Source organism: Micromonospora sp. NPDC023966 (assembly GCF_040639095.1).
In the GTDB taxonomy this organism is placed as follows: Bacteria; Actinomycetota; Actinomycetes; order Mycobacteriales; family Micromonosporaceae; genus Micromonospora.
Genome location: NZ_JBEZZJ010000040.1, coordinates 18282 through 43653 on the forward strand (window position 1 = coordinate 18282; position 25372 = coordinate 43653).

Annotated in this window: 22 protein-coding genes; 5 read left to right on the forward strand and 17 right to left on the reverse strand. The window is 73.0% G+C overall.

The genetic code is table 11. The annotated features are described in order from the left end of the window. The first annotated feature begins 2 nt into the window (after nt 1-2). Nucleotides 3-620, forward strand: coding sequence for an RdgB/HAM1 family non-canonical purine NTP pyrophosphatase (gene rdgB / locus AB0F68_RS30715; RefSeq protein WP_357344558.1), 618 nt, complete (start codon nt 3-5; stop codon nt 618-620). A 24-nt stretch (nt 621-644) separates the two neighbouring features. Here rdgB and AB0F68_RS30720 read toward each other — a convergent pair whose 3' ends face one another. The 8 genes from AB0F68_RS30720 to AB0F68_RS30755 all read right to left on the reverse strand — a co-directional run bounded on the left by AB0F68_RS30720 (nt 645) and on the right by AB0F68_RS30755 (nt 11418). After that, nucleotides 645-1892, reverse strand: a complete 1248-nt coding sequence (locus tag AB0F68_RS30720) for a hypothetical protein (RefSeq protein WP_357344560.1) — start codon at nt 1890-1892, stop codon at nt 645-647. A 39-nt stretch (nt 1893-1931) separates the two neighbouring features. Next, a complete protein-coding gene (gene hutH / locus AB0F68_RS30725) occupies nt 1932-3470 on the reverse strand; it encodes a histidine ammonia-lyase (protein ID WP_357344562.1) in 1539 nt (512 codons plus the stop codon). After that, nucleotides 3458-4681, reverse strand: a complete 1224-nt coding sequence (hutI, locus tag AB0F68_RS30730) for an imidazolonepropionase (protein WP_357344632.1) — start codon at nt 4679-4681, stop codon at nt 3458-3460. The genes hutH and hutI overlap by 13 nt, the downstream gene beginning before the upstream one ends. Before the next feature lie 41 nt (nt 4682-4722). Then, nucleotides 4723-6075: a formimidoylglutamate deiminase gene (locus tag AB0F68_RS30735; RefSeq protein ID WP_357344634.1), complete on the reverse strand. Its 1353-nt coding sequence runs from the start codon at nt 6073-6075 to the stop codon at nt 4723-4725. Further along, the gene (locus AB0F68_RS30740; protein ID WP_357344564.1) at nt 6072-7271 is read right to left on the reverse strand and encodes an allantoate amidohydrolase; all 1200 of its coding nucleotides are present in this window, start codon (nt 7269-7271) and stop codon (nt 6072-6074) included. The genes AB0F68_RS30735 and AB0F68_RS30740 overlap by 4 nt, the downstream gene beginning before the upstream one ends. 55 nt (nt 7272-7326) lie before the next feature. Further along, complete coding sequence (gene hutU / locus AB0F68_RS30745; protein ID WP_357344566.1) at nt 7327-8982, reverse strand: urocanate hydratase; 1656 nt, start codon at nt 8980-8982, stop codon at nt 7327-7329. Nucleotides 8983-8995: 13 nt separating this feature from the next. Further along, entirely contained in the window at nt 8996-10414 is a 1419-nt protein-coding gene (locus tag AB0F68_RS30750) for a transposase (protein WP_357344568.1), read from the reverse strand. A 155-nt stretch (nt 10415-10569) separates the two neighbouring features. Beyond that, the gene (locus AB0F68_RS30755; RefSeq protein WP_357344570.1) at nt 10570-11418 is read right to left on the reverse strand and encodes a MurR/RpiR family transcriptional regulator; all 849 of its coding nucleotides are present in this window, start codon (nt 11416-11418) and stop codon (nt 10570-10572) included. Between the two features lie 314 nt (nt 11419-11732). On the opposite strand from AB0F68_RS30755, the gene AB0F68_RS30760 reads away from it, so the two are divergent. Next, complete coding sequence (locus AB0F68_RS30760) at nt 11733-12908, forward strand: hypothetical protein (protein ID WP_357344572.1); 1176 nt, start codon at nt 11733-11735, stop codon at nt 12906-12908. On the opposite strand, the gene AB0F68_RS30765 is transcribed toward AB0F68_RS30760, so the two are convergent. The 7 genes from AB0F68_RS30765 to AB0F68_RS30795 form a co-directional block, all read right to left on the reverse strand. Next, on the reverse strand, nt 12905-14602 hold the full coding sequence (locus tag AB0F68_RS30765; protein WP_357344573.1) for a glycosyltransferase family 39 protein: 1698 nt from the start codon (nt 14600-14602) through the stop codon (nt 12905-12907). The two genes, AB0F68_RS30760 and AB0F68_RS30765, sit on opposite strands and share 4 nt — an antisense overlap. A gap of 82 nt (nt 14603-14684) precedes the next feature. Beyond that, nucleotides 14685-15554, reverse strand: a complete 870-nt coding sequence (locus AB0F68_RS30770) for a glycosyltransferase family 2 protein (RefSeq protein WP_357344575.1) — start codon at nt 15552-15554, stop codon at nt 14685-14687. Further along, nucleotides 15554-16480, reverse strand: a complete 927-nt coding sequence (locus AB0F68_RS30775; RefSeq protein ID WP_357344577.1) for a glycosyltransferase — start codon at nt 16478-16480, stop codon at nt 15554-15556. The genes AB0F68_RS30770 and AB0F68_RS30775 overlap by 1 nt, the downstream gene beginning before the upstream one ends. Next, entirely contained in the window at nt 16477-17808 is a 1332-nt protein-coding gene (locus AB0F68_RS30780; RefSeq protein WP_357344579.1) for a hypothetical protein, read from the reverse strand. The genes AB0F68_RS30775 and AB0F68_RS30780 overlap by 4 nt, the downstream gene beginning before the upstream one ends. After that, nucleotides 17795-18889: a glycosyltransferase family 4 protein gene (locus tag AB0F68_RS30785; protein ID WP_357344581.1), complete on the reverse strand. Its 1095-nt coding sequence runs from the start codon at nt 18887-18889 to the stop codon at nt 17795-17797. Before AB0F68_RS30785 ends, AB0F68_RS30780 begins: the two co-directional genes overlap by 14 nt. Beyond that, complete coding sequence (locus tag AB0F68_RS30790; protein ID WP_357344583.1) at nt 18886-19737, reverse strand: glycosyltransferase family 2 protein; 852 nt, start codon at nt 19735-19737, stop codon at nt 18886-18888. The genes AB0F68_RS30785 and AB0F68_RS30790 overlap by 4 nt, the downstream gene beginning before the upstream one ends. A gap of 2 nt (nt 19738-19739) precedes the next feature. Beyond that, on the reverse strand, nt 19740-20936 hold the full coding sequence (locus AB0F68_RS30795; protein ID WP_357344585.1) for a hypothetical protein: 1197 nt from the start codon (nt 20934-20936) through the stop codon (nt 19740-19742). 312 nt (nt 20937-21248) lie between these two features. Here AB0F68_RS30795 and AB0F68_RS30800 point away from each other — a divergent pair, with 312 nt between their 5' ends. Beyond that, nucleotides 21249-21956: a lipopolysaccharide biosynthesis protein gene (locus tag AB0F68_RS30800; RefSeq protein ID WP_357344587.1), complete on the forward strand. Its 708-nt coding sequence runs from the start codon at nt 21249-21251 to the stop codon at nt 21954-21956. Here AB0F68_RS30800 and rfbC read toward each other — a convergent pair. Both rfbC and rfbA read right to left on the reverse strand, forming a co-directional pair. Next, on the reverse strand, nt 21902-22510 hold the full coding sequence (gene rfbC, locus AB0F68_RS30805) for a dTDP-4-dehydrorhamnose 3,5-epimerase (protein ID WP_357344589.1): 609 nt from the start codon (nt 22508-22510) through the stop codon (nt 21902-21904). The genes AB0F68_RS30800 and rfbC overlap by 55 nt on opposite strands. Beyond that, nucleotides 22507-23394, reverse strand: coding sequence for a glucose-1-phosphate thymidylyltransferase RfbA (gene rfbA / locus AB0F68_RS30810; protein ID WP_357344590.1), 888 nt, complete (start codon nt 23392-23394; stop codon nt 22507-22509). The genes rfbC and rfbA overlap by 4 nt, the downstream gene beginning before the upstream one ends. Before the next feature lie 89 nt (nt 23395-23483). Between rfbA and rfbB the strand changes: the two genes are divergently transcribed. Both rfbB and rfbD read left to right on the forward strand, forming a co-directional pair. Beyond that, nucleotides 23484-24482 carry a dTDP-glucose 4,6-dehydratase gene (gene rfbB / locus AB0F68_RS30815; protein ID WP_357344591.1) on the forward strand — a complete coding sequence of 333 codons (999 nt, stop codon included), beginning with the start codon at nt 23484-23486 and terminating at the stop codon, nt 24480-24482. Next, nucleotides 24479-25345: a dTDP-4-dehydrorhamnose reductase gene (gene rfbD, locus AB0F68_RS30820; RefSeq protein ID WP_357344593.1), complete on the forward strand. Its 867-nt coding sequence runs from the start codon at nt 24479-24481 to the stop codon at nt 25343-25345. Before rfbB ends, rfbD begins: the two co-directional genes overlap by 4 nt. Nucleotides 25346-25372 lie beyond the last annotated feature (27 nt).

Consider the following 25372-nt stretch of genomic DNA (forward strand, 5'->3'; position numbering starts at 1 on the left):
ACATGAACACGGTGCTCCTGGCCACCCGCAACCGGAAGAAGCTCGTCGAGCTTCAGCGGATCCTCGACGGCGCGCTCGGCGCCCACCGGATCGCCCTGCTCGGCCTCGACGACGTCGAGGAATACCCGGAGCTGCCCGAGTCCGGCCTGACCTTCGGCGAGAACGCGCTGATCAAGGCCCGGGAGGGCTGCCGGCGGACCGGCCTGCCGACCATCGCCGACGACTCCGGGCTGGCGGTGGACGCGCTCAACGGGATGCCGGGCGTGTTCAGCGCCCGCTGGGCCGGCCGGCACGGCGACGACCGGGCCAACTTCCAGCTCGTGCTGGACCAGATCGCCGACCTGCCGGACGAGCACCGGGGCGCCGCCTTCGTCTGCACGGTGGCGCTGGTGCTGCCCGGCGGCAAGGAGCACCTGGTCGACGGCCGGCAGCCCGGCCGGCTGCTGCGCGCCCCGCGCGGCGACGGTGGCTTCGGCTACGACCCGATCTTCCTCGGCGACGGGCAGGAGCGGACGAACGCGGAGCTGACCCCGGAGGAGAAGGACGCGGTCAGCCACCGCGGCAAGGCGCTGCGCGAGCTTGCCAAGCTGGTCGCGAAGGTGCTCCCGCCGGCCGCCTGAGCGGCCGCCGGCCGCGAGGGACCATCAGCGGAGGTGCAGGGTGGTCAGGTCGCCCAGCTCCCGCACGGCGACCCGGTCCTCCACGGCCAGCACGGTGAGCACCCGCTCCACCTCGGTCAGGGTCGCGTACCGGCCCACCACGACACCCGCCTCGGTGTCCAGCTCCTCGACCCAGAGCCCGTCCGGCTCCCAGGTGGTCTGCACACAGCCGCCGGAGCGGCCGAAGCAGGTGAGGAAGTCGCCGCTGAGCGGGCGCATCGTCCGCAGCAGGGCCAGCGACTCCGCCAGCTCCATCGGCACGTCGCGGTCCGACCCGTCGGCGTGGTCGCCGGTCACCACCAGAAAGCCGACCGGGGTGGGCGCCGGCTCGCCGGTCGTGGGCAGGCCGCGCAGCCGGCGGACCAGGACGAGCCCGTCGTACCTGCCGACGGTCAGCTCCGGCACGCCCGGGTCCACAAACGTGCCGACCAGGGAGTCGCCCTCGCGCCGGACCTCGACCGACCGGCCCGCCCAGGTCAGGCGGACCCGCACGGCGGCCGGCAGCCACGGCAGGTGCAGGGCGGTGAGCCGGCCGCCGGCCATCGGCCCGTCCCCGGGGCGGTGAGCCGCGGTCCAGGTCCCGAGCAGCTCCACGTCGACCTCGACGTCGTCGTCCACCATCGCCGGTACGGCGGCGAGCCGGCCGACCCGGCGCCGCCGCCAAACCAGCGGCACGTGGATCCGTCGGCCGGTCTCACCGTCCCAGTGCACAGTCAGCCCCTCGGCCCGGAGCGCCGCCACCACCTCCGCGCCGATCTCCGCGGCGGACTCCCGCGGCCCGTACGCGAGGTGCACCCCCGTCCCCCCGACGCCGTGCTCGGCGTCCTGCCGGTGATAGAAGGTGTAGCCGCGCGGGGTCATCCCGCGCGGCATGTCGTCGCCGATCTCGGCGACCCCGCAGTTCTGGCAGCAGGTGAAGTTCTCCCGGGCCACCACACCGGCCGCGGTGAGCGCCCGGAAAGCGGCGGTGAGCCGATCGTTGTCGGTCACCTCGGGCCAGCTCCGCTGGTCGGCCAGGTGCGCCGTCAGCTCCTCGGCCACCACCGCCCAGGCCAGCTCCGCGACCCGGTCCTCCTCGGCCTCGCCGTCGAGATACTCCACCGTCTCGGTGACGATGGCGGCTGCGGGCAGCTCGGCCAGCGCCACCTGCCGGCGTACGAAGGTCCGAATCTCGGCGCGAAGGTCGTCCTCGGCCGGGGCGTCAGCCGACGGCGCGGCGTCGTCGTGGGTCACGGCCGCGAACGCTAGCAGCCGGGGCGACAGCGTCACCGGTCAGCTCAGCGGACCGACCTCGCGCTCGATCGCGGCGCGCAGCTCGGGGCCGCGCACCACCTCCCGGGCGGCCTCCATGAGCGGGGCGAGGAACACGTCCGGGCCCGGCTCGCCGATCGCCTCGCCGAGCGCGGCCACCGCGGCCCGGCCGGCCGGGGACGGGGTCAGCGGGGCCCGCAGCTGGAGCCCGCGTACGGCGGCCAGCAGCTCCACCGCGAGCACGCTGGTCAGGTTGTCCAGCACCGTGCGCAGCTTCTTGGTCGCCGCCCAGCCCATCGAGACGTGGTCCTCCTGCATGCCGCTGGTGGGCAGCGAGTCGACCGAGGCGGGGGCGGCCAGCCGGCGGTTCTCCGCGACGATCCCGGCCGCCGTGTACTGCGCGATCATCAGGCCGGAGTTGACCCCGGCGTCGGGGGAGAGGAACGCCGGCAGCTCCCGGGAGCGGGTGACGTCGAGCAGGCGGTCCACCCGGCGCTCGGCGATCGCGCCCACCTCGGACGCGGCGATGGCCAGGTAGTCGGCGGCGAAGCCGAGCGGCGCGCCGTGGAAGTTGCCGGTCGACTCGACCCGCCCGTCCGGCAGCACCACAGGGTTGTCCACCACCGACACCAGCTCCCGCCCGGCCACCACCTCGACGAAGCCGAGGGTGTCCCGGGCCGCCCCGGCCACCTGCGGCGCGCAGCGCATCGAGTAGGCGTCCTGCACCGCGTGCGCCAGGTCGTCGCGGTGCGAGTCCATCACCGCCGAGTTCTGCAGCAGCTTGTGGATGTTCGCGGCCGAGGCGGCCTGGCCGGGGTGCGGCCGGATGGCGTGCAGCTCGGGCAGGAACGGCCGCTCCGAGCCGAGCATCGCCTCGATGGCCAGCGCGGCGGTCACGTCCGCCATGGCGAACAGGTGCCGGGCGTCGTGGATGGCCAGCAGCAGCATGCCGAGCATGCCGTCGGTGCCGTTGATCAGCGCCAGCCCCTCCTTGGCGGCCAGCTCGACCGGCTCCAGACCGACCCGGCGCAGCGCCTCGCCGGCCGGCAGCTGGTCGCCGGTTGGGCCGAGCACCCAGCCCTCGCCGAGCAGCACCAGCGCGCAGTGCGCCAGCGGCGCCAGGTCGCCGGAGGCGCCGAGCGAGCCGTGCTCGGGCACCCACGGGGTCACCTCGCGGTTGAGCAGGTCCACCAGGGCCTCGGCGACCAGCGGCCGGACCCCGGAGCGGCCGAGGGCGAGTGAGCGCACCCGCAGCAGCATCATGGCCCGCACCACCTCGCGGGGCATCGGCGCGCCCACCCCGGCGGCGTGCGAGCGGATCAGCGCGTGCTGCAGCTCGGCCCGCCGCTCGGGCGCGACGAAGGTGTTGGCGAGCGCCCCGAACCCGGTGGAGACGCCGTACACGGGCCGGCCGGCGGCCTCGATGCCGTCCACGATGGAGCGGCTGGTCGCCATCGCCTCCACCGTGGCGGGGTCGAGGACGACCTTGGCGGTGCCGCGGGCCACGGCGAGCACGTCGGCGGGGGAGATCCCGGTGGGCTGGATGACTACGGTCGACATTGCGGCACTCCGTTGTGCAGAACCTGGCGGATCAGTGGAACACCCGGCCGGTAGGCCAGGTGCAGGTACGAGGGGGCGTCGAGGATCATGAGGTCGGCCCGCGCGCCGGGCCGCAGCGCCCCGACGTCGGTGCGGCGCAGCGCCTGCGCGCCGCCGGCGGTCGCGGCCCAGACCGCCTCCGCCGGGGTCATCCGCATCTCGCGTACGGCGAGGGCGATGCAGAACGGCATCGAAGAGGTGTACGACGACCCGGGGTTGCAGTCGGTGGCCAGGGCCACGGTGACGCCGGCGTCGAGCAGCCGGCGCGCGTCCGGGTAGGGCGACCGGGTGGAGAACTCCGCCCCGGGCAGCAGGGTGGCCACCGTGGCGGTGTGCCCGCCCTCGGCGCACATGCAGTCGACCCGCTGAGCGGCGAGCGCGTCGACGTCGGCGTCGGACAGGTGGGTGCAGTGGTCGACGCTGGCCGCGCCGAGTTCCACCCCGAGCTGGACGCCCGGCCCGGGCCCGAGCTGGTTGGCGTGCACCCGCACGCCCAGGCCGACGGCCTGGCCGCAGGCGAGGATCGCCCGGGCGTGGTCCACGTCGAAGGCATCCCGCTCGCAGAACACGTCGATCCACCGGGCGTACGGCGCGGCGGCGGCCAGCATCGGCCCGCAGACCATGCCCACGTAGTCGTCCGGGCGGTCGGCGTACTCGGCCGGGACGACGTGCGCGCCCAGGAACGTGGTGTCCTCGGTGAACTCGGCGGCGATCCGCAGCGAGCGGGCCTCGTCGGCGACGGTGAGGCCGTACCCGCTCTTGATCTCGATGGTGGTGGTGCCCTGCCGCATCGCCTCGCCGCGCAGCCGGGCCACGGTGGCCCGCAGCTCGTCGTCGGAGGCCGCCCGGGTGGCGCCCACGGTGGTCCGGATGCCGCCCCCGGTGTACGGCTGCCCGGCCATCCGGGCCGCGAACTCGGCGGCCCGGTCGCCGGCGAAGACCAGGTGGGCGTGGCTGTCCACGAAACCGGGCAGCAGGGCGGCCCCGTCGGCGTCGATCCGCCGGTCGGCGGCCGGGGCGTCCCGCGCCGGCCCGACCCAGGCCACCTCCCCATCCTCGACCAGCAGGGCGGCGTCCCGACGGATGCCCAGCGGCCCGCCCTCGCCCTCGCCGAAACTGTTGGTGACCAGTTCGCCGATGTTGTCCACCAGCAGACTGCCGCTGCCGCGCACGGCCGGCCGCGCCGGGCCCTCGGGGCGCACCGGGAAGCCGCTCACGACGTCACCGCCGCAATGGCCTCGTGCAGCTCGGCGGGCACGTCCACGGTCAGGTGCCGGCCGTCGGCCACCACCGTCCGCCCGTCGACCACCACGTGCGTCACGTCAGCGGCGGTGGCCGCGAAGAACGCGCCGACCGGCGGCACCCCGGCGGTCCGGGCGCTGTCCAGCCGTACCGTCACCAGGTCGGCCCGGTCACCCACCGACAGCCGGCCGGCGTCGCCCCAGCCGAGCGCGGCGTGCCCGGCGACGGTGGCCGCAGCGACCAACTCGGCGGCGGCGAAGTGCCCCCGCCGGCGGGTGCGCAGCCGTTCGTCCAGCTCCACGGCGCGGGCCTCCTCGAAGAGGTCGACCACGGCGTGGCTGTCGCTGCCCAGGCTGAGCGGGCTGCCCGCCTCGGCCATCCGCCGGGCCGGCCCGATCCCGTCGGCCAAGTCCCGCTCGGTGGTGGGGCAGAGGCAGACCCCCGTCCGGCTCTCCCCGAGCAGCGCGACGTCGGCGCTGGTCGGGTGGGTGGCGTGCACCGCCGTCGTGTGCCGGCCGAGCACCCCGTGGTCGGCCAGCAGCCGGGTCGGGGTGCAGCCGTGCACGGCCCGGCAGGCGTCGTTCTCGGCCGGCTGCTCGGAGAGGTGCACGTGCAGCGGCACGCCGTTGCGGTCGGCCCAGCCGGCCACCGTGGCGAGCTGCTCGGCCGGCACCGCGCGAACCGAGTGGATCGCCGCGCCGACCCGCGCGTGGTCGTTCTCGGGACGGAACGCGTCGACCCGCTCCGCCCAGCGCAGCGCGTTGGTGTCGCCGAACCGGCGCTGCGTCCCGACCAGTTCCGCGCCGTCCACGCTCGACGTCAGGTACGCGGTGTCCAGCAGGGTGAGCCGGATCCCGGCGTGCGCGGCGGCCTCGACCAGCGCGGCCGACATGGCGTTCGGGTCGGCGTACGGCTTGCCCTCCGGGCCGTGGTGCAGGTAGTGGAACTCGCCGACGCAGGTGATACCCGTCAGGGCCATCTCGGCGTAGGCGGCCCGGGCCAGGGCCAGGTAGGAGTCGGGGTCGAGCCGGGCGGCGACGTCGTACATCACGTCCCGCCAGCTCCAGAAGTCGCCGCGCCCGCCGTGGGTGCGCCCGCGCAGCGCCCGGTGGAAGGCGTGCGAGTGGGCGTTGGCCAGGCCGGACAGGGTGAGCCCGGGCAGGCGTACCGCGTCGCCCAGCACCTCGACCCCGGCGGCGGGTGCGCCGCCGCCGACCAGCGGGGTGACCGCGGTGATCCGGCCGCCCTCGGCCTCGATCAGCACGTCCGGGGTGGGCTCGGCGTGGTCGGGCAGCCAGGCGTACTCGGCCAGCCAGCGGGTCAGCGGCATGCCAGCTCCTCCAGCACCCCGGCCAGGGCGGTCACCCCGGCCGCGCAGTCGGCGTCCGTGGCGGACTCGGCGGGGGAGTGCGACACCCCGGTCGGGTTCCGCACGAAGAGCATCGCGGTCGGCAGGTGCGCGGCCAGCACCCCGGCGTCGTGCCCGGCGCCGGTGGGCAGCACCGGCGCGTCGAGCAGCGCGGCCAGCCGGCCGGCCAGCCCGCCGTCGAACGCCACCAGCGGGGTGGCCGACTCCTCGGTGCAGGTCAGCTCGGTGCCGTCCCGCCGCGCCCGCTCGGCAGCCTTGGCCTGGACCGCCTCGACCAGGCCGTGCAGCGTCTCCGGCTCGGCCGCCCGGGCGTCCAGCCAGCCGGTCACCCGGGACGGGATGGCGTTGGTGGCGTTCGGCTCGACGGCCACCCGGCCCACGGTGGCGTGCGCGTCGCGCAGCCGGGCCTCCTTGTTGGCCGCGAGCACGGTGAACGCGAAGGTGAGCATCGGGTCGCGGCGGTCGGCCATCCGGGTCGTACCCGCGTGGTTGCCCTCGCCGGCGAAGTCGAGGCGCCAGCGGCCGTGCGGCCAGATGGCGCTGGCCACCGCGACCGGCGCGCCGAGGTCGACCAGCGCCCGGCCCTGCTCGACGTGCAGCTCCACGAAGGCCGCGAAGCGGCCGAGCAGGCCCGGGTCGGCGCCCGCCGGCCGGTCGCCCAGCGCCTCGGCGAAGCTCACCCCCGCCGCGTCGCGCAGCCCGGCCGCGCGTTCCACCGCGATCTCCCCGGTGAGCAGCCGCGACCCCAGGCAGGGTACGCCGAACCGGCCGCCCTCCTCCTCGACGAACGCGGCCACCGCCACCGGCCGGACCGGGGCCACCCCGGCGGCGCGCAGTTCGTCCACGGCCAGGAACGCGCTGACGATGCCGAGCGGCCCGTCGTACGCCCCGCCGTGCGGCACCGAGTCGAAGTGGCTGCCGGTGAGCACCGCGTCCCCGGCCGACGGGTCACCCCACCAGGCGAAGAGGTTGCCGTTGCCGTCCTCGGTCACCGGCATCCCGCGCTGCTCCGCCTGCTCCCGGAACCAGGCCCGCAGCGCGAGCTCCGGCTCGGTGAGCGCGTAGCGCAGGTAGCCGCCGCTGCCGGCGTCCCGCCCGACCGGCGCGATCTCGTCCCAGAGCGTGCGGAACCGGGCGGCGAGATCGCTCACGCGGCACCTCGGTTGTTCGCGACTGCGGGGCTCCGCTGCGCCGCACTCCTCGCGCTCACGCCGGGCCCTCCGCCATCGGCACCCGGACGCCGGTGCGCTCGGCGACCTCGCGCGCGTCGTCGTAGCCGGCGTCGACGTGCCGGATGACGCCCATGGCCGGGTCGTTGGTGAGCACCCGCTCGATCTTCTGCCCGGCGAGCGCGCTGCCGTCGGCCACGCAGACCTGCCCGGCGTGGATGGACCGGCCGATGCCGACCCCGCCGCCGTGGTGGATCGACACCCAGGACGCCCCGCTGGCGGTGTTGACCAGCGCGTTCAGCAGCGGCCAGTCGGCGATCGCGTCGGAGCCGTCGGCCATCGCCTCGGTCTCCCGGTAGGGGCTGGCCACGCTGCCGCAGTCCAGGTGGTCCCGGCCGATCACCACGGGCGCGCTCAGCTCGCCCGAGGCGACCATCTCGTTGAACCGGACCCCGGCCTTGTCCCGCTCGCCGTAGCCGAGCCAGCAGATCCGGGCCGGCAGGCCCTGGAAGGCGACCCGCTCGCCGGCCATCCGGATCCACCGGGCCAGGGACTCGTTCTCCGGGAACAGGTCGAGGATGGCCCGGTCGGTGGCGGCGATGTCCTTCGGGTCGCCGGAGAGCGCGGCCCAGCGGAACGGGCCCTTGCCCTCGCAGAACAGCGGCCGGATGTACGCCGGCACGAAGCCGGGGAAGTCGAAGGCCCGCTCGTAGCCGCCGAGCTTCGCCTCGCCCCGGATCGAGTTGCCGTAGTCGAAGACCTCGGCGCCGGCGTCGAGGAAGCCGACCATCGCCTCGACGTGCTTGGCCATCGAGGCCCGGGCCCGGTCGGTGAACTCGGCCGGCTTCGTCGCCGCGTAGTCGCGGGCGTCGGCCAGCTCCACCCCCTCGGGCAGGTACGACAGCGGGTCGTGCGCGCTGGTCTGGTCGGTGACGATGTCGATGGCGACGCCCCGGCGCAGCAGCTCCGGGAAGACCGTGGCGGCGTTGCCGACCACTCCGACGCTGAGCGCCCGGCGGTCCCGTCGGGCGGCGAGCACCCGCTCGACCGCGTCGTCCAGCGAGTCGGCGATCTCGTCCAGGTAGCGGTCGTGCGCCCGGCGCTCCAGCCGGCTGCGGTCCACGTCGACGATCAGGCAGGCGCCGCCGTTCATGGTGACCGCCAGCGGCTGAGCCCCGCCCATTCCGCCGCAGCCGGCGGTCAGCGTCAGCGTGCCGGCCAGGCTGCCCCCGAACCGCTTCTCGGCCACCGCCGAGAACGTCTCGTAGGTGCCCTGGAGAATGCCCTGGGTGCCGATGTAGATCCAGGACCCGGCGGTCATCTGCCCGTACATGGTCAGGCCGAGCGCCTCGAGGCGGCGGAACTCCGGCCAGGTGGCCCAGTCGCCGACCAGGTTCGAGTTGGCCAGCAGCACCCGGGGCGCCCACTCGTGGGTGCGCATCACGCCGACCGGGCGGCCGGACTGCACCAGCATGGTCTCGTCGTCGCGCAGCTCGGTCAGCGTCCGCACCAGCGCGTGGTACGACGGCCAGTCCCGGGCCGCCTTGCCGGTGCCGCCGTAGACCACCAGGTCCTCGGGGCGCTCGGCCACCTCCGGGTCGAGGTTGTTCATCAGCATCCGCAGCGCGGCCTCCTGGGGCCACCCCTTGGCGGTGCGTGCGGTGCCGCGGGCGGCACGGACGGGCTGGTGCATCTCGTACTGCTTCCTACTCGTTGCTCATTGCTGAGCGGTTCGGATAGTTCGCTCTCCGCCCGGCTGTGGCCGGGCTGGAGTCCTGGACCGGCAGTCTGGTCCGGTGGCGATCGGTCCGGTCCTGCAGGATCTGCTTCACCTCGTGGCAAGGGGTGTGCAGGGCGATGTCGGGGTCGCCGGCTCGGTGCAGGATGTTGATCGCGGCGTTCACGTCGGCCTGCCACACCACCCCGCACGAGGTGCAGTGAAGCCGGTCCCCGCTGCGTCGGCAGAGCCGGCCGCAGCGGTGACAGGCTTGTGAGGTGTAGGCGGCGTTGACGTGAACGAGCGCAGAACCTCTGCGCTCCGACACGTTTGCTAGCGCCTCCGCGGTGACTCCTTTGGTCCACGCGGCGAGGCGTCGATTCACGTTCTTGCCGAGCGTCTTGCGCCCGGCGAAGCGTTTGGTGAGGTCTTCGGCAACCACGGCCGCGGCCTTGTCCACGATCCGGTGCACGGCAGTGAAGATCTCCGTGCGTACCCGCGCGCGGTGGCGAGCCGCCTGCCGGTCCCGTTTCACAGCGCCGAGGTTGTGGGACCTGATCCGGTGCGCTTTCGCGTGGTCCCCACGCAGGGCGGCGGTGTTCGCGATCGAGCGTAGCTTCGCCCGACGGCGGTTTCCTTCCTTCAACCGATCCGACTCGCTGGTCAACAGTCGGCCGAGGCTGGTGCCGTGGTGGCCGCCGTCGGAGTCGGTCAAAACTTCGGTGTAGCCCTTGTCCACGCCGAGCGTCCGCTGCCCGCAGGGCCGCTGCGACGACCGCATCCGCGACGCGTCGATCTGGTAGTGCACCTCGACCCGCCCGCCGCGCAGGATCAGCCGCAGGGTGCCCGACGGGGCCACGGTCGTGGACAAGGGGATCCTGACCATCTGGCGGCGTCGCAGACCGGGAACCGCCAGCCACAACCGGCCTCGCCCATCGACGACAGCGTTGTACGCGTCGGCGCGCACCACGATCTGATCATGAGTGCGGTTACGACCGCGCTTCCAATGCTTGCGCATCTGCCGAGCCAGGAACGGATCCTCAGCCCACCGGTCGGCCTTCAACGCAGTGAACATCCGCTTGCGCTCGGCCGGATCGTCGGTGCGCCGGCTGATCGCCCGCCGGACCTGCACCTTGGCCGCCTCCAGGTTCGCCGCGATGTCGGCCGTCGCGTCGCGGACGGTTTCCTTCCACGCATTCGCCAGCACACCGAACGGGACATGCATGCCGTCGGCCAACCACCGGTCCCGCACCTGCCGGTCCCGCAGTCCGGCCCCGACCCCGGCGATCGACCCGTACCGCTGCCACACCTCGCTGCGAACCCGACCCAACCGGTGGGCCTGCTCCGCCAGGGCGGCGTACTTGCCGGGGTTCAGGACCGTCGAGTAGGCAATCCGGGTGACCTTCACCGGCCGCCCTCCGCAGTCAGGTCCACTCCGTGGAGTTCCTTCTCTAAGCGTCGCAGCCCATTCAACCGACACGAGAAGGCGTGCACGGTCGTCAGCAGGTCCTGCAACCGTAGACAGATGTGAAGAAAAAGCCAACAAACTAGTCACTCCTCCTCTCAGCCGAGGAATAACTGACGACGGGTGGCGGACGACTCGAACGCCTCGAGCCGGGCCTGGGTCTCGGTGGGGGTGGCGTCGCAGATCGCCTGGAGCACCACCATGGCCAGGGTCATGGGGGCGGTGTGCAGGTCGAAGACCAGGTCGGTGCCGACGGCGGCGGGGAGCACCACCTCGGCGTGGTCGGTGGCCGGGCTCACCGGGGAGTCGGTGATGGCCACGACGGTCAGCCCGGCGTCCCGGGCCTCGCGCAGCGCATCCAGGGTCTCCCGGGGGTAGCGGGGCAGCACGAAGGCGAGCAGCGCGCCGGCCCCGGCCGCGGCGGCCTGTTCGAGCCGGTCGGCCAGGAGGCTGCCGCCGTCGTCGAGGACCCGCACGTCCGGGTGCACCTTGGCGGCGAAGTAGGCGAAGTACGCCGCGAGGGGCGCGGCGGCGCGCAGCCCGAGCACCGGCAGCGGGCGGCTGGCCGCGAGCAGCTTGCCCACCTCGGCGATCCGGCCGGCGTCGGCGAGTTGCCCGGCGAGCCGGTCGAGGTTGCCCATCTCGGCGTGCACCGCCCGCTGGAGGGCGTTGCCGGCCTCGGCCGGGTCGGCCGTACCGGTGGCGGTCAGCTCGCGTAGGCGGCGGCGCAGCGCGGGGTAGCCGTCGTGCCCGAGCGCCATGGCGAACCGGGTCACCGACGGCTGGCTGACCCCGGCCAGCTCGGCCACCTCCGCCGCGGACAGGTACGCCGCCGCGCCCGCCTGCTGGACCAGGCAGTGCGCGATGCGGCGCTGCGTCGGGGTGAGCCGGACGCCGTGGAAGAGGTCGAGCAGGCGGTCGGTGGGTGCCGCACCGCTTTCATTCACGAGGTGACTCTATGCATGAAAACTTTCAGAGCGCAAGGTGGTGACGCGACGCCCGGGGTGGGCCGATCGGCGGCCGGGCGCCACCGCCCGGTCAGAACGGCGCGGGGCGGTCGGACGGTTCTGGCAGGGTCCGGGGTGATCGGCGCCACCCGGGCCGAGGTCGTGCCCGGCCGCACGGCGAAACGGACCACTGTGAGCAGCGGCGGCGTCCCGCGCACGCCGATCCCAGGTCAGTCCATTCCGCGGACCGGCGGGCGGACCTACGGGCGTGCTCTCTGTACTATCCGCACGGCGGGTGAGCAGAGGAGTGGGGCATGCAGCCGGAAGGTCCGTACAGGTTCACCGAGGTACTGGGTGAATGCCAGGTCGGCAGGGCCTGGGCGGCTCTCGACGGGCAGGATCGGCCGGTGACCGTGGCCGTGCTCGAGGGCGCCGCGGCCGGCGACCAACGGTGGCGGGAGGCGTTCAGCAACGCGGCGAACGTGCTGGCGCAGACGCCCGGGGGTCACCGCTTCGTCAACGCCGACTTCAGCGTCGCTCAGCCGTGGGTGGCGTACCCGTCCGAAGAGGAGGGAGCGGCCGCGCGACTGTTCCAGAGCCTCGGGATGGACTACCAGCGCACGCCGACCGCCGAGATGCTCCCACCGCCGCCGGTCGCCGCCCCCGTCTCCGCCCCGCCTCAACTGCCGTGGGCGCCCCAGCCCTGGGCGATGGCGACCCAGCCGATCTCGGGTGTGCCGGTGTCATCGGGAGCGCCCGTGTCGCCCGGCGTGCCGGTGCAGCGGGTGGCCGCCCCCGCGACGGCCGCCGCCCCGGACCCGCTCGACTCGTCCGGCGGTCCACGGATCGCCCCGGTCGCGCGGCCGTCGAACAACCGGACCGGCCTGTGGATCGGCGGCGTCGTCATGGCCGCGGTGCTGGCCGGCGGGGCCGGACTCCTCGCCGGCAAGGCGCTCGGCGGGGGCACCGAGCCGGGGAACCCCTCGGCCAGCGCCTCTCCCGCGCTCTACGAGGCGACCCAGTACTCGTTGAACAAGGCGAAGTTCGACGCCGACCTCATGCCACTCGCCGAGCCCTGGCTGCCCGGGGTCGGCGGGTGCGCTATCGACACGGAGGTCGGCGGCCCCAAGCTGCCGGAGGGCGAGAAGCGGCACGTCTTCTGCCGGTACCTCGGCGTGTCCGTGCACTTCGCCGTCTACGAGTCCGACGCCAAGAAGGAGGCCGCGCGCGCCTTCCGACAGCAGATGGGCGTCATCGGCCGCGCGCTCGCCCCGGGGATGCGCGAGGCGGCGCAGAGCACCGGCGGAGCCAGTGGGGCCCCCGGCAGCTACGTCGAGTACGCCGGCAACGGCCAGGACGGACGCCCGGTGTGCGGAATCTGGTGGAGCCGGGACAACAGCACGACCGCGCTCTACCTCGAGACCCCGTGCACGGCGGGCCTCGGCGGCAACTGGGACGCGCTGCGCGACCTCTGGCACCGGAACAGCTAGCGGATCCCCGCCCCGTTGGGCGGGGGCACCAGGCACACATCGTCCCCTGTGGAGGCGGTGCCGGTCAGGTCGAACCGCACCACACGCGCACCGGTGAACGTCCGCTCCGTGACCGCTGCGCCACCGCTGCCGAGCCGGACGATGAGGTCCCTGTTCTCGGTCTCCGCCCAGTCGGTGGCCTGGAACAGCCAGACCCGGGAGCGCCCCGGCAGCAGCGTCGACACGGGCTTCTTCGGGCAGCCGCCGGGTCCGGCCGGGACGACGTAGCCGTCCGCCGGTGGGCCGTAGTAGGACTGCGCGTTCCAGGACACGGTGGTGGCGAGGACGACGTCCCCGGGGCGCCGCTCGGCGTCGAGGTACCGCAGCGCGGTTCGGTAGTCGGCCACGTTGGCGCCACCACCCTGCGCGAAGGCCCGCTGCGGGTGTGCGGTGACGACCACGTCCATGGCCAGTTGCGGCACCACCAACGCGACGAGCAGCCCCAACGCGGCCGCCCAGCGGACCCGGCGGAGCACCACGTGCCCGCCACGCGGTGGCGCGACCGCCAGACCGGTGAGCATCAGGCAGGCCGGCACCGCGTAGAGCGCCAGCCGGCCGTTGAAGGGATAGACCGACACGGCCGCACCGGCGAGTCCGGCCGCCAACGGAGTGAGCAGGACGAGCACGGCGACGGCGTGCAGGCGGCGCCAGCAGACGACCGCACCGATGACCAGCAACGGCACGACGACCCAGGCCGACCAGGCGACGAACGGCACCGCGGCCAGGGTCCGGTACGTCGCGGCGAACCAGGCCAGGGTGGCCGGCAGGTCGGTCAGCGGCTGGCTCGGGTAGATCGACTTGCCGAGCCAGTAGGCACTCAGCTGAGGATCGCCCAGCCGCGGCGCCAGGGTGAAGACATACACCACCAGCACGGTGACCGCCCAGGCCGGCACAGGCGCGGCGAACCGCGCGAACTCCCGCCACCGCTGCGCCCACGTGCGTCCCGACCTGGCCAGCGCCCGCATCCCGATCAGCACCCCGAGGGCGCCGGCGACCGGAATGGCCAGGGTACTGAGCACCGACGCGACCAGCGACACGGCCCAGAAAACGGCACCGCTGCGCCACGTCGGCGCGTCACGAAGCAGCAGGAGGGCAAGCCCGACGAGCAGTGTGGCGCAGAACGTCTCCGCGCTGTACTGCTTGAGCTCGTTCGAGTAGCCGATCAGGAAAGGCGCGACCGCGACGAGCAACAGCGCCGCGAGCGCCGCCATCGGCGGCAGGAGCCGCCGCCCGAGGTAGGCCATCAGCGGCAGCAACGCCAGCCCGAACAGCAACGGTACGAGCCGCAGCGACCGTTCCGTGGCGCCGAAGTGCTCGAGCGAGAGCCGTTCCAGGCACAGCCAGCCGGGCGGCGCCGACTGGCTGAACGCCAGGGGCTTCAGCAGGTCGAGACAGTCCCGGGCGCGCAGGTTGTGCGCCACGTACAGCTCGTCGCTCCAGAAGCCGCGCCCGAACGCCCACTGGCGGATCCGTAGCCCGGCGCCGAGCGCGATGATCAGGCCGGCGACCGGCCAGTATGGAGACCTGGTCAGCCGACCCCACACCGCCGGCGCGAACGACGCGTACCCCGGTGCCTCGCCGGCCCGGGGTACGGGGGTGGCCGGCGCGGACGTGACGGACGGGGAGAAGGCCGGGACCGGGCGGGTCTCAGACACGGCGCGACGCTATCAAAGCGCCGGCGGCGGCACGGGTGCCCACTGAGCCCTCCCCACGGCCGCGTGGTGCGGTCGCCGCACGTCAGTTGGCCGCCTGCCGGGCCGGCGTGGGCTCCGGCCCGTCCGTGCCGGTGGCCGGGGTGGGTGGCACCGGCGAACCCATCAGGCGCGCGGCCTGCCGGTGCCGCCGGGCGGCCGGCGGCAGCCCGACCAGGAACTCGGGAAACATGCCGAAGAACGTCTTCGCGCTCTGCAACTCGAAATTGTGCGCCGGGGACCAGCGGAAGGAGTTCGTCGCGCGGGCCCAGTGGTGGGTCCACCGGACGTCGCCCAGCAGCGCGACGGGAAGGCCGTGCCGCCAGGCGCGCAACCCGAACTCGTGGTCCTCGTAGTAGAGGAAGAACCGCTCGTTCCACCCACCCAGCTCGACGATCTCCGCGGTGCGGCCGGCGACCGCCGCGCCCATGACCCAGGCCACGTAGATCGCCTGGCCGGGTTGCGCGACCACCCGGTAGGAGGCGTGCAGGCGGGACAGGGGCCAGACCTTCCGGTTGCCCAGTTTGGCGGTGGCGTAGGGGAAACCACGTCCGTTCGCCTGTGGGACCCCGTCCGAGGAGAGGAGTTGCGGAGCGACCAGGCCGCCGTGCGCGTCGAGGTGCCGCGCCAGCACGTCGAGGCCGTCCGAGCCGACCTCGAGGTCCGGGTTGGCGAACAGGACGTACTCACCCGCCGCCTGGCGTACCCCGATGTTGTTGGCCTTCGAGAAGCCGACGTTCTCCGGCAGCCGGATCACCCGGGCGCCCAACTCCTCCGCGACCGCGACCGAGTCGTCGGCCGAGCAGTTGTCCACCACGATCCACTCGTACGGCTTGGTGGCACCCCGCCAGCACTTGCGGAGCGTGTCCGCCGAGTTGTAGGTGACCGTTACGACACTCCAGCGGTGTCCTGCCATCAGGCTCTCCGAACTGTCAGGTAGCTGAACAGGGAAGCGAAGCCGAACCGCTTGCCCTTCCACTGCCGGCGGGCGGCCGGCGCCTCCGCCAGGCCGCGTCCCACGCCCCGCAGGAACGGTCGCAGCAGGCCCTGCCGTACCCGTCGGGCGGCCAGCGCGACGTGCGCCAGCGCGAGGATCGGCAGCGCCACGAGCATCAGCGGCCAGGTGAAGGTCCGAGCCGCGACCAGGAGCCGGTTGCGGGCCAGGAGAAAGGCTCGGAAGCCCTGGAGTTTGTCGTCGCCCTCGACGCTGTGACCGCCGGCGTGCGGGAGCACGAGATCCAGCCCTCGGGTACGCAGGCCCGAGGCGTAGAGCCGGAAGGCGAGGTCGGCGTCCTCACCCCAGGCGAACAGGTGCTCGTAGAAGCCACCGAACCTGCGGTACAGCGCGGTGGAGAAAACCGCCGCGCCACCCGACGGACCGAGGGGCGCCCGTGACGCCGTCGCCGACCGGTCGATGAACAGCGAGATCGGGTTCACGTCGATGCCCACGTACTCGCCGCCGTGCATGGCCAGGCCGACCGCGACGGGCGTGCCGGGTTCCTCCGCCACGGCGGCGCAGATCCGGGCCAGCGCGTCGTCGGGCAGCCAGACGTCCGGATTCAGCAGCAGGACGTGACTCGTCGTCGCGGCCGCGACGGCCCGGTTGCAGCCGGCCGCGAAGCCCGGGTTCGACGAGTCGGGCAGGTACACGTACCGGTCGTCGGCCAGGCAGCCGGCGATGACCTTCTCGCAGCCGTCCTCCGGCCAGTTGTCGGCGAAGATGAACCGGACCGGAAGCCCGCCGGCGCTGCGTGTCCAGGTCGGTAGCGTCTCGGTCAGCATGTCACCGGACCGGTAGAGCACGGTGACAACCGTGAGCCCGGTAAAGCCCGTCTCGTTCACTTCGCGGTTCTCCCCAGCCGGTGCAGGGCCCAGAGCCCAGGCACCAGGCTCAGCCAGGTCGGATAGATCAGCGGATACATCTCGTAGATGCCGAACAGGGCGAAGTAGACGATGAACGCGCGCCCCAGCTGCTGGGCGGGTGCCGCCGCGAACTCGAACCACCGCTCGGTCGCGCCGACCGCCAGGCCCAGGGCGGCGAGGAAGAACACCGCTCCGATCGGACCGTAGTCGAGCAGCGGGATGGCCACGAAGGTCGCGGTGTTCATCAGGTACGGCTGACTGAGTTGGGACGTCACCCCGTACAGGTCCGCCTTGCCGACCAGCGGTTCGACGCGCGACCCCAGGAAGGCCAGCGAATAGGCGCCGTACGTCGGCTCCAGGTGCTCCCGCTGGGACCAGAGCCGGCCGAACGTCTCCGTGGAGGAACTCAGCGACAGATCGAGCGAGCCGGCGCTGCTGGTCACCGCGTTGGTGCCGTACCGCGACCGGAACTCGGTCTCGAATGCGCCGCTGCCCGCCATCGTGCGCTGCCCGCCGAGATAGACCGCCGCGCCGAGAGCCACGGCGCCGATGAGGAGCACGACCGCCGTCCTCGGGAAGGACGTCGACGCACGCCGCCGTGGGCGCCGCACCGAGAGGGCGGCGATGAGAGCGGGTGCGATACCGACGAGCACCGAATTCTTGCTCGCCCCGAGGGCCGCGCCGACCGTGAAGACCCCGGTGAGAACGTAGTAGACGAGCGCCCGGTGCCGGCTGCCGGACAGGGCACGCAGCAGGGAGATGGCCATGCCCAGGGTCCACGCCTCGGACAGCAGCCCGATGACGATGTTCGACTGCTGCCGCAGCACCTGCCGTGCCGCGTCCGGGTTGTCGGCGAGGAGCGGTGGCACGACGCCCCGGAACCGGATCGCCGCGGTCAGGGCCGCGACGCCGAGTAGCACCAGGAGGTACGTCAACAGCCGCCGGTCGGACGGCCAGGAAAGCTCCGGCCGAGGCGGTCTGGCCTCGTCGGCCGGCCGGCTGATCACCCGTCTCCCGACGGCCCACATGATCAGGAAGACGGTGACGTATCCGGCGAGGACCGGCAGCACCGTCCGGCCGGCCCAGGAGTCGTAGGGTCCGGGCAACACGCGCACGGCGAGGAGGGCGGCGCTCCAGATGGCCGTGCACGCGGCCAGGGCCCACATGCGGCACCGAGCAGCCAACAGGGCTCCCACCGCCAGTCCGACCGTGACCGCGGTCCCCGCCGACTGCGTCGCCAGGAGCAGGAGCACACCGAGAACGAGGGGGATGCCGACCGACCAGAGTCGCCGTTCAGCGAGGGTCATCGGCGACTGCTCGGTAGAGACTGAGCCAACGCTCCACGCAGCTCGCGAAGGAGTACTGCGTCGCGTACTCCCGCGCCAGCTCGCGGCGCTGCTCGTTGTAGGCGCCCGGCCGGGTCGCCGCCCGGATGGCCGCCACCATCGCGTCTGCCGTCATGTCCGCCCGGTACGCCAGGACGCCGGCGCCGCGCCGGGTGACCTCGGTCAGCCCGCCGACACCGGAATGCACGACCGGAACGCCGAGGGACATCGCCTCCAGGGCGCTGCGTCCGAAGGCCTCCACCCGGGACGGCACGAGCAGGCAGTTCACCTTCTGCAGGAAGGACGCCGCATCCACCCGCCCGACCAGCTTGATGTTCGGGAGCGGCGCGATGGGCGTGGCGCCGGCGCCGGCGATCAGGAACTCGATCTCGGGCAGGCCGGCCGCGATGTCCGACAGCAGGTCGGCGCCCTTTTCCCGTTCGAGCCGCCCGAGGAAGCCGACCCGGACCGGAGCCGTCGGCGCGAGACTCGGGGTGTCGTCCACGTCGGGCCAGACCGCGGGAAGTGGGTTCGGGATGACATGAACATTGCGGACGTGTCCGCGTTCCTGCAGCTCTTCCCCCTCGAAGGTGGAAACCGCCACGGTCGCGTGCGGCCGGAGCCGACGGAAGATCAGGTCGGTGGTGATGTTGGCCTGCACCGCCGCCTTCTCCCGCAGCGACTCCGCCGCGTCGCGGTACTGCCACAGGCTGTTGTGCAGGGCCACGACCAGCGGGGTGCGGCGGCCCTGCACGCCCAGCCCCACCCGCGCGTGCATCGCCGCGGACAGCAGGTGGGCGCTCACCACGTCCGGCCTCAACTCGTCGACGATCCGCCGGATCTCCCGCGCGTAACCGAGATCGATCCGCCGCGTCGCACCGAGCGGAAGCCACTGGATTCCAGACTCACGAAGCGACGCCGCGACCTCGTCGTCCGGCGTGGCGGCGACCACCTCCACGCCCTGCCGGGCCAGCGCCGGAAGCATCTCGATGAGGAAGCGCTCGGCGCCGCCGAGCTGTCGTCGGCCCGATCCCCCGGTCGTGCAGACGAACAGGATCCTCATCGCGCACTCAATCCTTCGAGGGCACCCCTGGCCACCGCCCGCCGGGCGGCGCCGCCACCCACCGCCGCCCGCAGCAGCACCCCGAGCGTGTACGCGGAACAGGCGATGGTGCCGCGCCAACCGGCGAGTTCGCGGCTGGCCCGGATGAACTCCCGGGTCTGCCGGCGCGAGATCTCCTCCACCGGCCACCGGCGCTTGGCGCTCGCGTCGTCCTCGTGCATCACGACGGCTTCCGGCACGTAGGCGAGGCGCAGGCCCAGCTGCCGGACCGCCCAGCACAGCCGCAGGTCCTCGGAGTAGAAGAAGGACGACTCGTCGACGCCGCCGATCTTGTCGAGCGTCTCCCGGCGGATCACGACGAACGGCCCGGAGAGCCAGTCACCCTGCTCGGGCGTGGAGACGATCCGGAGCCCGGGGAACACCAGGCTCAGCCCGGTGGCGTGCGCCATGCCGGCGCCGACCGTCAGGAACCGGCCCGCGGCGGTCTGGTCCTTGCCGGTGGCGTCGAGCACCTTCGGGAAGGTGGCGCCCACGGCCGGGTCGTCGAGAGGCGCCAGCAACCGCTCGATGGCGCCCGGCTGGACGACGATGTCGTTGTTCGACAGGATCACGCGCGACCGGGTGCTGTGCCGCACGCCGAGGTTCATGCCCTTGGCGTAGCCGAGGTTCACGTCCGACCGGACGTACCTGGCCCCGGTCTCGTCGCACATCGCGCGCAGCGCCGAACTGATGTCGGCAGCGCTGCCGTTGTCCACGACGATGACCTCGGCGCCGGCGGGCAGCGATCTGACGCATCCGTTCGTGCGCTCGAAGTCTTCCCAGGTCAAAACGACGATTGAGACGTCCACCGCTATGCCATCCGATTGAGGAGGAGATGCGAACCCCGCTGCAGGCTCTGGCGCGTCCGGAACGCGTACACGCCGTAGGCGACCGACGAGGCCAGGGCGGCGCCGAACGCGCCGGCCCACGGGATGAGGAGAAAGTACAGCACGACCGACACGGACATCGTGATGAGGGCCACGGTGGTCGTCGCCTGCTCGCCGCTCCGCTTGAGCAGGGCGGCACTCCAGGTCTTGCCGGCGGACAGAGCCAACGTCCCCGGCAGCAGGAGCAGGCCGTAGAGCCAGGCATGGCGGTAGTCGGGCGCGAGCACGCCCAGGCCGGCGAGCCCGAGAACGGCCAGCGCGGCCACGGGGACCGCCCCCTTCACGACCTCCCGGCCGTGGTCCTGGATCGCGTCGGGATCGCGTTCGGCGAGGATCCGCTGGGACCTGACCACCGCGCCGGACTGCGCGAACTCCAGGGCCGCCACGGCCAGGGCGTAGACGCCGAGCGGCCCGGCTCCGGCGAACCGGGCGACCAGGACCTGACTCAACCGGTACGTCAGCATCTGAGCGCAGACCCCGATGTGCAGCCGCCCCACGGCGACGAGGTCCGCCCGGTACTCGGGCCGACCCGCGGTCGCGGCCGGGATCGGCCGGAACCGTCCGGCCCAGGTCAGGACCGCCACACCCAGGACGGCGGCGACCGCGACCTGCACGACGAGCCACAGCATGCTCCAGAGGCCGCCGTCGAGCTGCCCGCGCAGGTAGAGGATCGCGTAGCCCGCCACCAGGACGGCCCCGCCCGCGGCCCGCATGGAATACACGAACCAGAACTTCTTGAGCCGCAGGCCCAGGGAGCCGGCCGTGTTGAAGACGGTGAGACCGCAGGCGGCACCCATGGCCACCGCGTAGCTACCGATACCGGCCACCGTGGTCAGCAGCGCCGCGGCCAGGGCGGTGAGCCCCAGCGACACCCCGAGGATGGCGAGGACCCAGTGCCGGCCCCGGGACATGATCCAGCCGGCCGGACGGGACAGCAGGAACGTGTCCATGGAGAAGCCGCCCAGGGCGGCCCCCATGGTGGCGCTCACCATGTTCGCGGCGAGTTCGCCGCGCTCCGCCGCCGGCAGGGTCACCGACACCAGCGCCGCGAGGCCGGTCAGGCCGAGGGCGGCGACATAGAGACGTTCGGGGGAGACGAGCCGTCGTACCAGACCTAGCACCCGGTGCCCCGGGCGGGTTCCCGACCAACGGCCGCGCACGGCGCAGCGTTGATCGGCGACACGTCATCCACTCGTCTTCCCCCAAAAGATGTGGCAGATGTGTTGCGGGTACGACGAGTTCCACGTCGCTGGCACTTTCTACCCGAATCAAGCTCCGCTCCGCAATCGCCTGACCGCCCCAGTGCGGCCGGCCGACGGGCCCGGGTGGCGAAGGAGGTAGCCTGGCGCTTCTGAACCGGCCTTTCGAGGTGGAGCCGCATGTACCTCGCCCGCTATCTTGGCGCAATCGGAAGACGGTGGACGGTCCTGGTGGTGCTGGCACTGCTGGGCGGTGTCGGGGCCGGCTTCCTGGCCGCACGCCAGGAACCGACCTATCGGGCCGAGGTGCAGATGCTGGTCACGTTCGCGAAGGAACAGCCCGGCGCACAGGACCAGCCGGAGGTTCCGGGTCCCGACGCCGGCAAGCTGATGCAGCGGCGGGTGAAGACGTACGCCAGCATGATGAACACCCCCCGGCTGACCCGCCCGGTGATCAACTCGCTCCAGCTGCCCTACACGCCCGCTCAGCTGGCCGACCGCATCGTCGCGTCATCGACGGTGAACACCCTGGCGATCGACGTCGCCGTCGCGGACCGTGACGGGGGGATCGCCGCGGCGATCGCCAACGGGCTCGCCGCCGAACTGCAGCGAATCGCGGGACGGGACGCGGCGCCCGCCGGGCTCGGCCTGAAGGCTCAGGTCGCCGTGCTCCACGCCGCGTCCGCCCCCGCACGACCCGAACGTGTGTCCTGGCCACTGCACGCGACCAGCGGCGCACTCGGCGGACTCGCCATCGGACTCGGCATCGCCGTGCTCCGTGGTCACAGCCAGGCCGGCACACCGATCAGCGCCGACGTGAAGACCGTCTGGGCGGCCCTGCGCAAGCGGCCGGCCACTCCGGGGCCGGAAGGCTCGTACCCGCCGGCTCAGGGTGTCGTGCGCGTGTTCATGCCGACCGAGAAGGACCGGCAGGCGTCGTAGTCGGGCAGCAGGCCCGACGCGCGGGCCTCATGCAGGCTCGGCGCGGCCTCGTCCCGGGCCGACAGCAGCGGCGTCTCCACCGGCCAGTCGATCGCCAGCTGCGGGTCGAGCGGGTGCACGGTGTGCTCGCCCGTCGGGTTGTAGGTGGCGGAACAGAGGTAGCTCAGCGTCGCGTCGTCGGTCAGGGCGCAGAAGCCGTGTCCCAGCCCCTCGCCGAGATAGACGGCGCGTCGGTCGACCTCGTCGAGGCGGACGGCCTCCCACTGACCGAACGTCGGCGAGCCGACCCGGATGTCCACGATCATGTCGAGCACGGCTCCGCGTACGCAGGTCACGTACTTGGCCTGGCCGGGCGGGACGTCGGCGAAGTGGATGCCGCGGACCACCCCCCGCGCGGAGACCGAGAGGTTGCCCTGGGCGAGCCGCAGCGGGTGACCGACCGCCTCGGCGAGCCGGTCGAAGCGGTACCACTCCATGAACAGGCCGCGAGGGTCGCCGTGCTGCTGCGGAGTGATCTCCCAGGCCCCTTCGATGCTCAGGGGTCGGATCTTCATCGGTCGTCCCCGCCGTGCGCCTGCTCGGCGAGCAGGCCGAGCAGGTAGCCGCCATAGCCGCTCTTGGTCAGCGGATGGGCCAGCGTGCGCAGCTGCTCGTCGTCGACGAGGCCGGCCCGCCAAGCGACCTCCTCGATGCAGCCGATCTTCATGCCCTGGCGTTCCTCGATGACCCGGACGAACTCGGCGGCCTGCATCATCGAGGTGAAGGTGCCGGTGTCCAGCCAGGCGGTGCCCCGGTCCAGCACCGTCACGGAGAGCTCGCCCCACTCGCGGTAGGTCTCGTTGACCGCCGTGATCTCGAGTTCGCCCCGGGCGCTGGGGGTGAGCTTGCGGGCGATGTCCACCACCCGGTTGTCGTAGAAGTAGAGGCCGGGTACGGCGTAGCGGGACTTCGGCTGCGCCGGCTTCTCCTCGATCGACAGCACCCGCCCGGCCGCGTCGAAGTCGACCACGCCGTACTCCGCCGGGTTCGCCACCGGGTACGCGAAGACCCGGCCACCGACCGGGTCGCCGTGGCCGGCGAGCTGCCGGCCGAGGCCGACGCCGTGGAAGATGTTGTCGCCGAGGATCAGCGCGACCGACTCGTCGCCGATGAAGTCCGCGCCCAGCAGGAACGACTGTGCGATGCCCTCCGGACGGGGCTGCGTGACGTACGCCAGGCGCAGGCCCCACTGGCTGCCGTCACCGAGCAGCCGCTGGAACTGGTCCTGGTCCTCCGGCGTCGTGATGATCAGGATCTCCCGCACGCCGGCCATGACGAGCGTGGAGAGCGGGTAGTAGACCATCGGCTTGTCGAACACCGGCATGAGTTGCTTGGAGACCGCACGGGTGACCGGCCAGAGCCGGGAGCCGGTGCCACCAGCGAGAAGGATTCCACGCACCCGCGCAGGCTACCTGCACCGGGGGGAGACCCGAGGCCCCGGTCGCCGCCCCCCGGCTGTCCTGCACATTCGCGTAGACTCCCCGACCCGTGAGGATCCTCGTCACCGGCGGAGCCGGATTCATCGGGTCGGAGTACGTGCGGATGCTGCTGGGCATGCCCGGCGGCGACGCTGCCGGCGTGCCGGCCGTCGAACCCGCCGCGGTGACCGTGCTGGACAAGCTCACCTACTCGGGCAACCTGAACAATCTCGCCCCGGTACGAGAGGACCCGCGTCTGCGCTTCGTGCCGGGCGACATCTGCGACCCGGCGCTCGTCGACGAGGTCGTGGCCGGTCACGACGTGATCGTCCATTTCGCGGCGGAATCTCATGTGGACCGCTCGATCGCCGGTGCCGCCCCGTTCGTCACCACGAACGTGCTCGGCACCCAGACCCTGCTCGACGCCGCGCTGCGGCACGGTACGCACCGGTTCGTGCACGTCTCCACCGACGAGGTGTACGGCTCCATCGACGAGGGCTCCTGGACGGAGACCTGGCCGCTGTCGCCGAACTCCCCGTACTCGGCGTCCAAGGCCGGCTCGGACCTGCTGGCGCTGGCCTACCACCGCACCCACGGCGTGGACGTGGTGGTCACCCGCTGCTCCAACAACTACGGGCCGTACCAGTTCCCGGAGAAGGTCGTCCCGCTGTTCGTCACCAACCTGCTCGACGGTGGCACCGTCCCGCTCTACGGCGACGGCGGCAACGTCCGCGACTGGCTGCACGTGCACGACCACTGCCGGGGCATCGCGATGGTCCAGGAGAAGGGCCGCGCCGGCGAGGTCTACAACATCGGCGGCGGCACCGAGCTGACCAACAAGGAGCTCACCGCCCGGCTGCTGGAGGCCTGCGACGCCGGATGGGACCGGGTCGTGCCGGTCACCGACCGCAAGGGCCACGACCGCCGCTACTCGCTGGACATCAGCAAGATCAGCGCCGAGCTGGGGTACGCCCCGAGCATCGACCTCGAGCGCGGCCTGGCGCAGACGGTGCGGTGGTACCGGGAGAACCGGGCGTGGTGGGAGCCGCTGAAGTCGGCCACCGCATGAGTCGGCTGCTCGTCACCGGCGCCGGCGGCATGCTGGGGCGGGACCTGCTGGCCGTCCTGGAATCCCGGGAGGACCTCTCGGTCACCGCCACCACCCGCGCCGACCTCGACATCACCGATCCGGAGGCGGTGCGGGCCGCCGTCGCCGGGCACGACGTGGTCATCAACGCCGCCGCCTGGACCGACGTGGACGGCGCCGAGGCCCACGAGCAGGCGGCCACCGCCGTCAACGGGGACGCGGTCGCGAACCTGGCCGGCGCCTGCGCCGCGAGCGGCGCGCGCATGATCCACGTCTCCACCGACTACGTCTTCCCCGGCGACGCCACCGAGCCGTACCCGGAGGACGCCCCGACCTCGCCGGTCAACGCGTACGGGCGCAGCAAGCTCGCCGGGGAACTGGCCGTGGCCCGGCTGCTTCCCGAGAGCGGCTACACGGTGCGCACCGCCTGGCTCTACGGCGCACACGGCCCGAACTTCGTGGCGACCATGCTGCGCCTCGCCGGGGAACGCGAGCGGCTCGACGTGGTGGACGACCAGCGGGGGCAACCCACCTGGTCGTACCGGCTGGCGGAGCGGCTCGTCGCCTTGACCGACGCGGCGCTGGCCGGCCATGCCGCCCCCGGCGTCTACCACGGCACCGCGTCGGGCGAGACCACCTGGTACCACCTGGCCCGCGCCGTGTTCGTCCTGCGCGGCCTCGACCCCGAGCGCATCCGGCCGACGACCAGCGACCGTTTCCCCCGACCGGCGGCCCGTCCGAGCTACAGCGTGCTGGCCCACGACCGCTGGGCCGCCGCGAAGCTCCAGCCGCTGGCGGACTGGCGGTCGAGCCTGGCCGAGGCCCTGGCCGGCGAGGCCCGCTAGCGGCGACCCCCCTGCCGACCGGCGGAC

Bases quoted from the DNA above. Each gene is read 5' to 3' on its own strand.
- rdgB (WP_357344558.1), top strand. From the start codon at position 3: ATGAACACGGTGCTCCTGGCCACCCGCAACCGGAAGAAGCTCGTCGAG.
- AB0F68_RS30785 (WP_357344581.1), bottom strand. From the start codon at position 18,889: ATGAGGATCCTGTTCGTCTGCACGACCGGGGGATCGGGCCGACGACAG.
- rfbD (WP_357344593.1), top strand. From the start codon at position 24,479: ATGAGTCGGCTGCTCGTCACCGGCGCCGGCGGCATGCTGGGGCGGGAC.
- AB0F68_RS30760 (WP_357344572.1), top strand. From the start codon at position 11,733: ATGCAGCCGGAAGGTCCGTACAGGTTCACCGAGGTACTGGGTGAATGC.
- rfbC (WP_357344589.1), bottom strand. From the start codon at position 22,510: ATGAAGATCCGACCCCTGAGCATCGAAGGGGCCTGGGAGATCACTCCG.
- AB0F68_RS30780 (WP_357344579.1), bottom strand. From the start codon at position 17,808: ATGACCCTCGCTGAACGGCGACTCTGGTCGGTCGGCATCCCCCTCGTT.
- hutU (WP_357344566.1), bottom strand. From the start codon at position 8,982: ATGCACCAGCCCGTCCGTGCCGCCCGCGGCACCGCACGCACCGCCAAG.
- AB0F68_RS30770 (WP_357344575.1), bottom strand. From the start codon at position 15,554: ATGGCAGGACACCGCTGGAGTGTCGTAACGGTCACCTACAACTCGGCG.
- hutH (WP_357344562.1), bottom strand. From the start codon at position 3,470: ATGTCGACCGTAGTCATCCAGCCCACCGGGATCTCCCCCGCCGACGTG.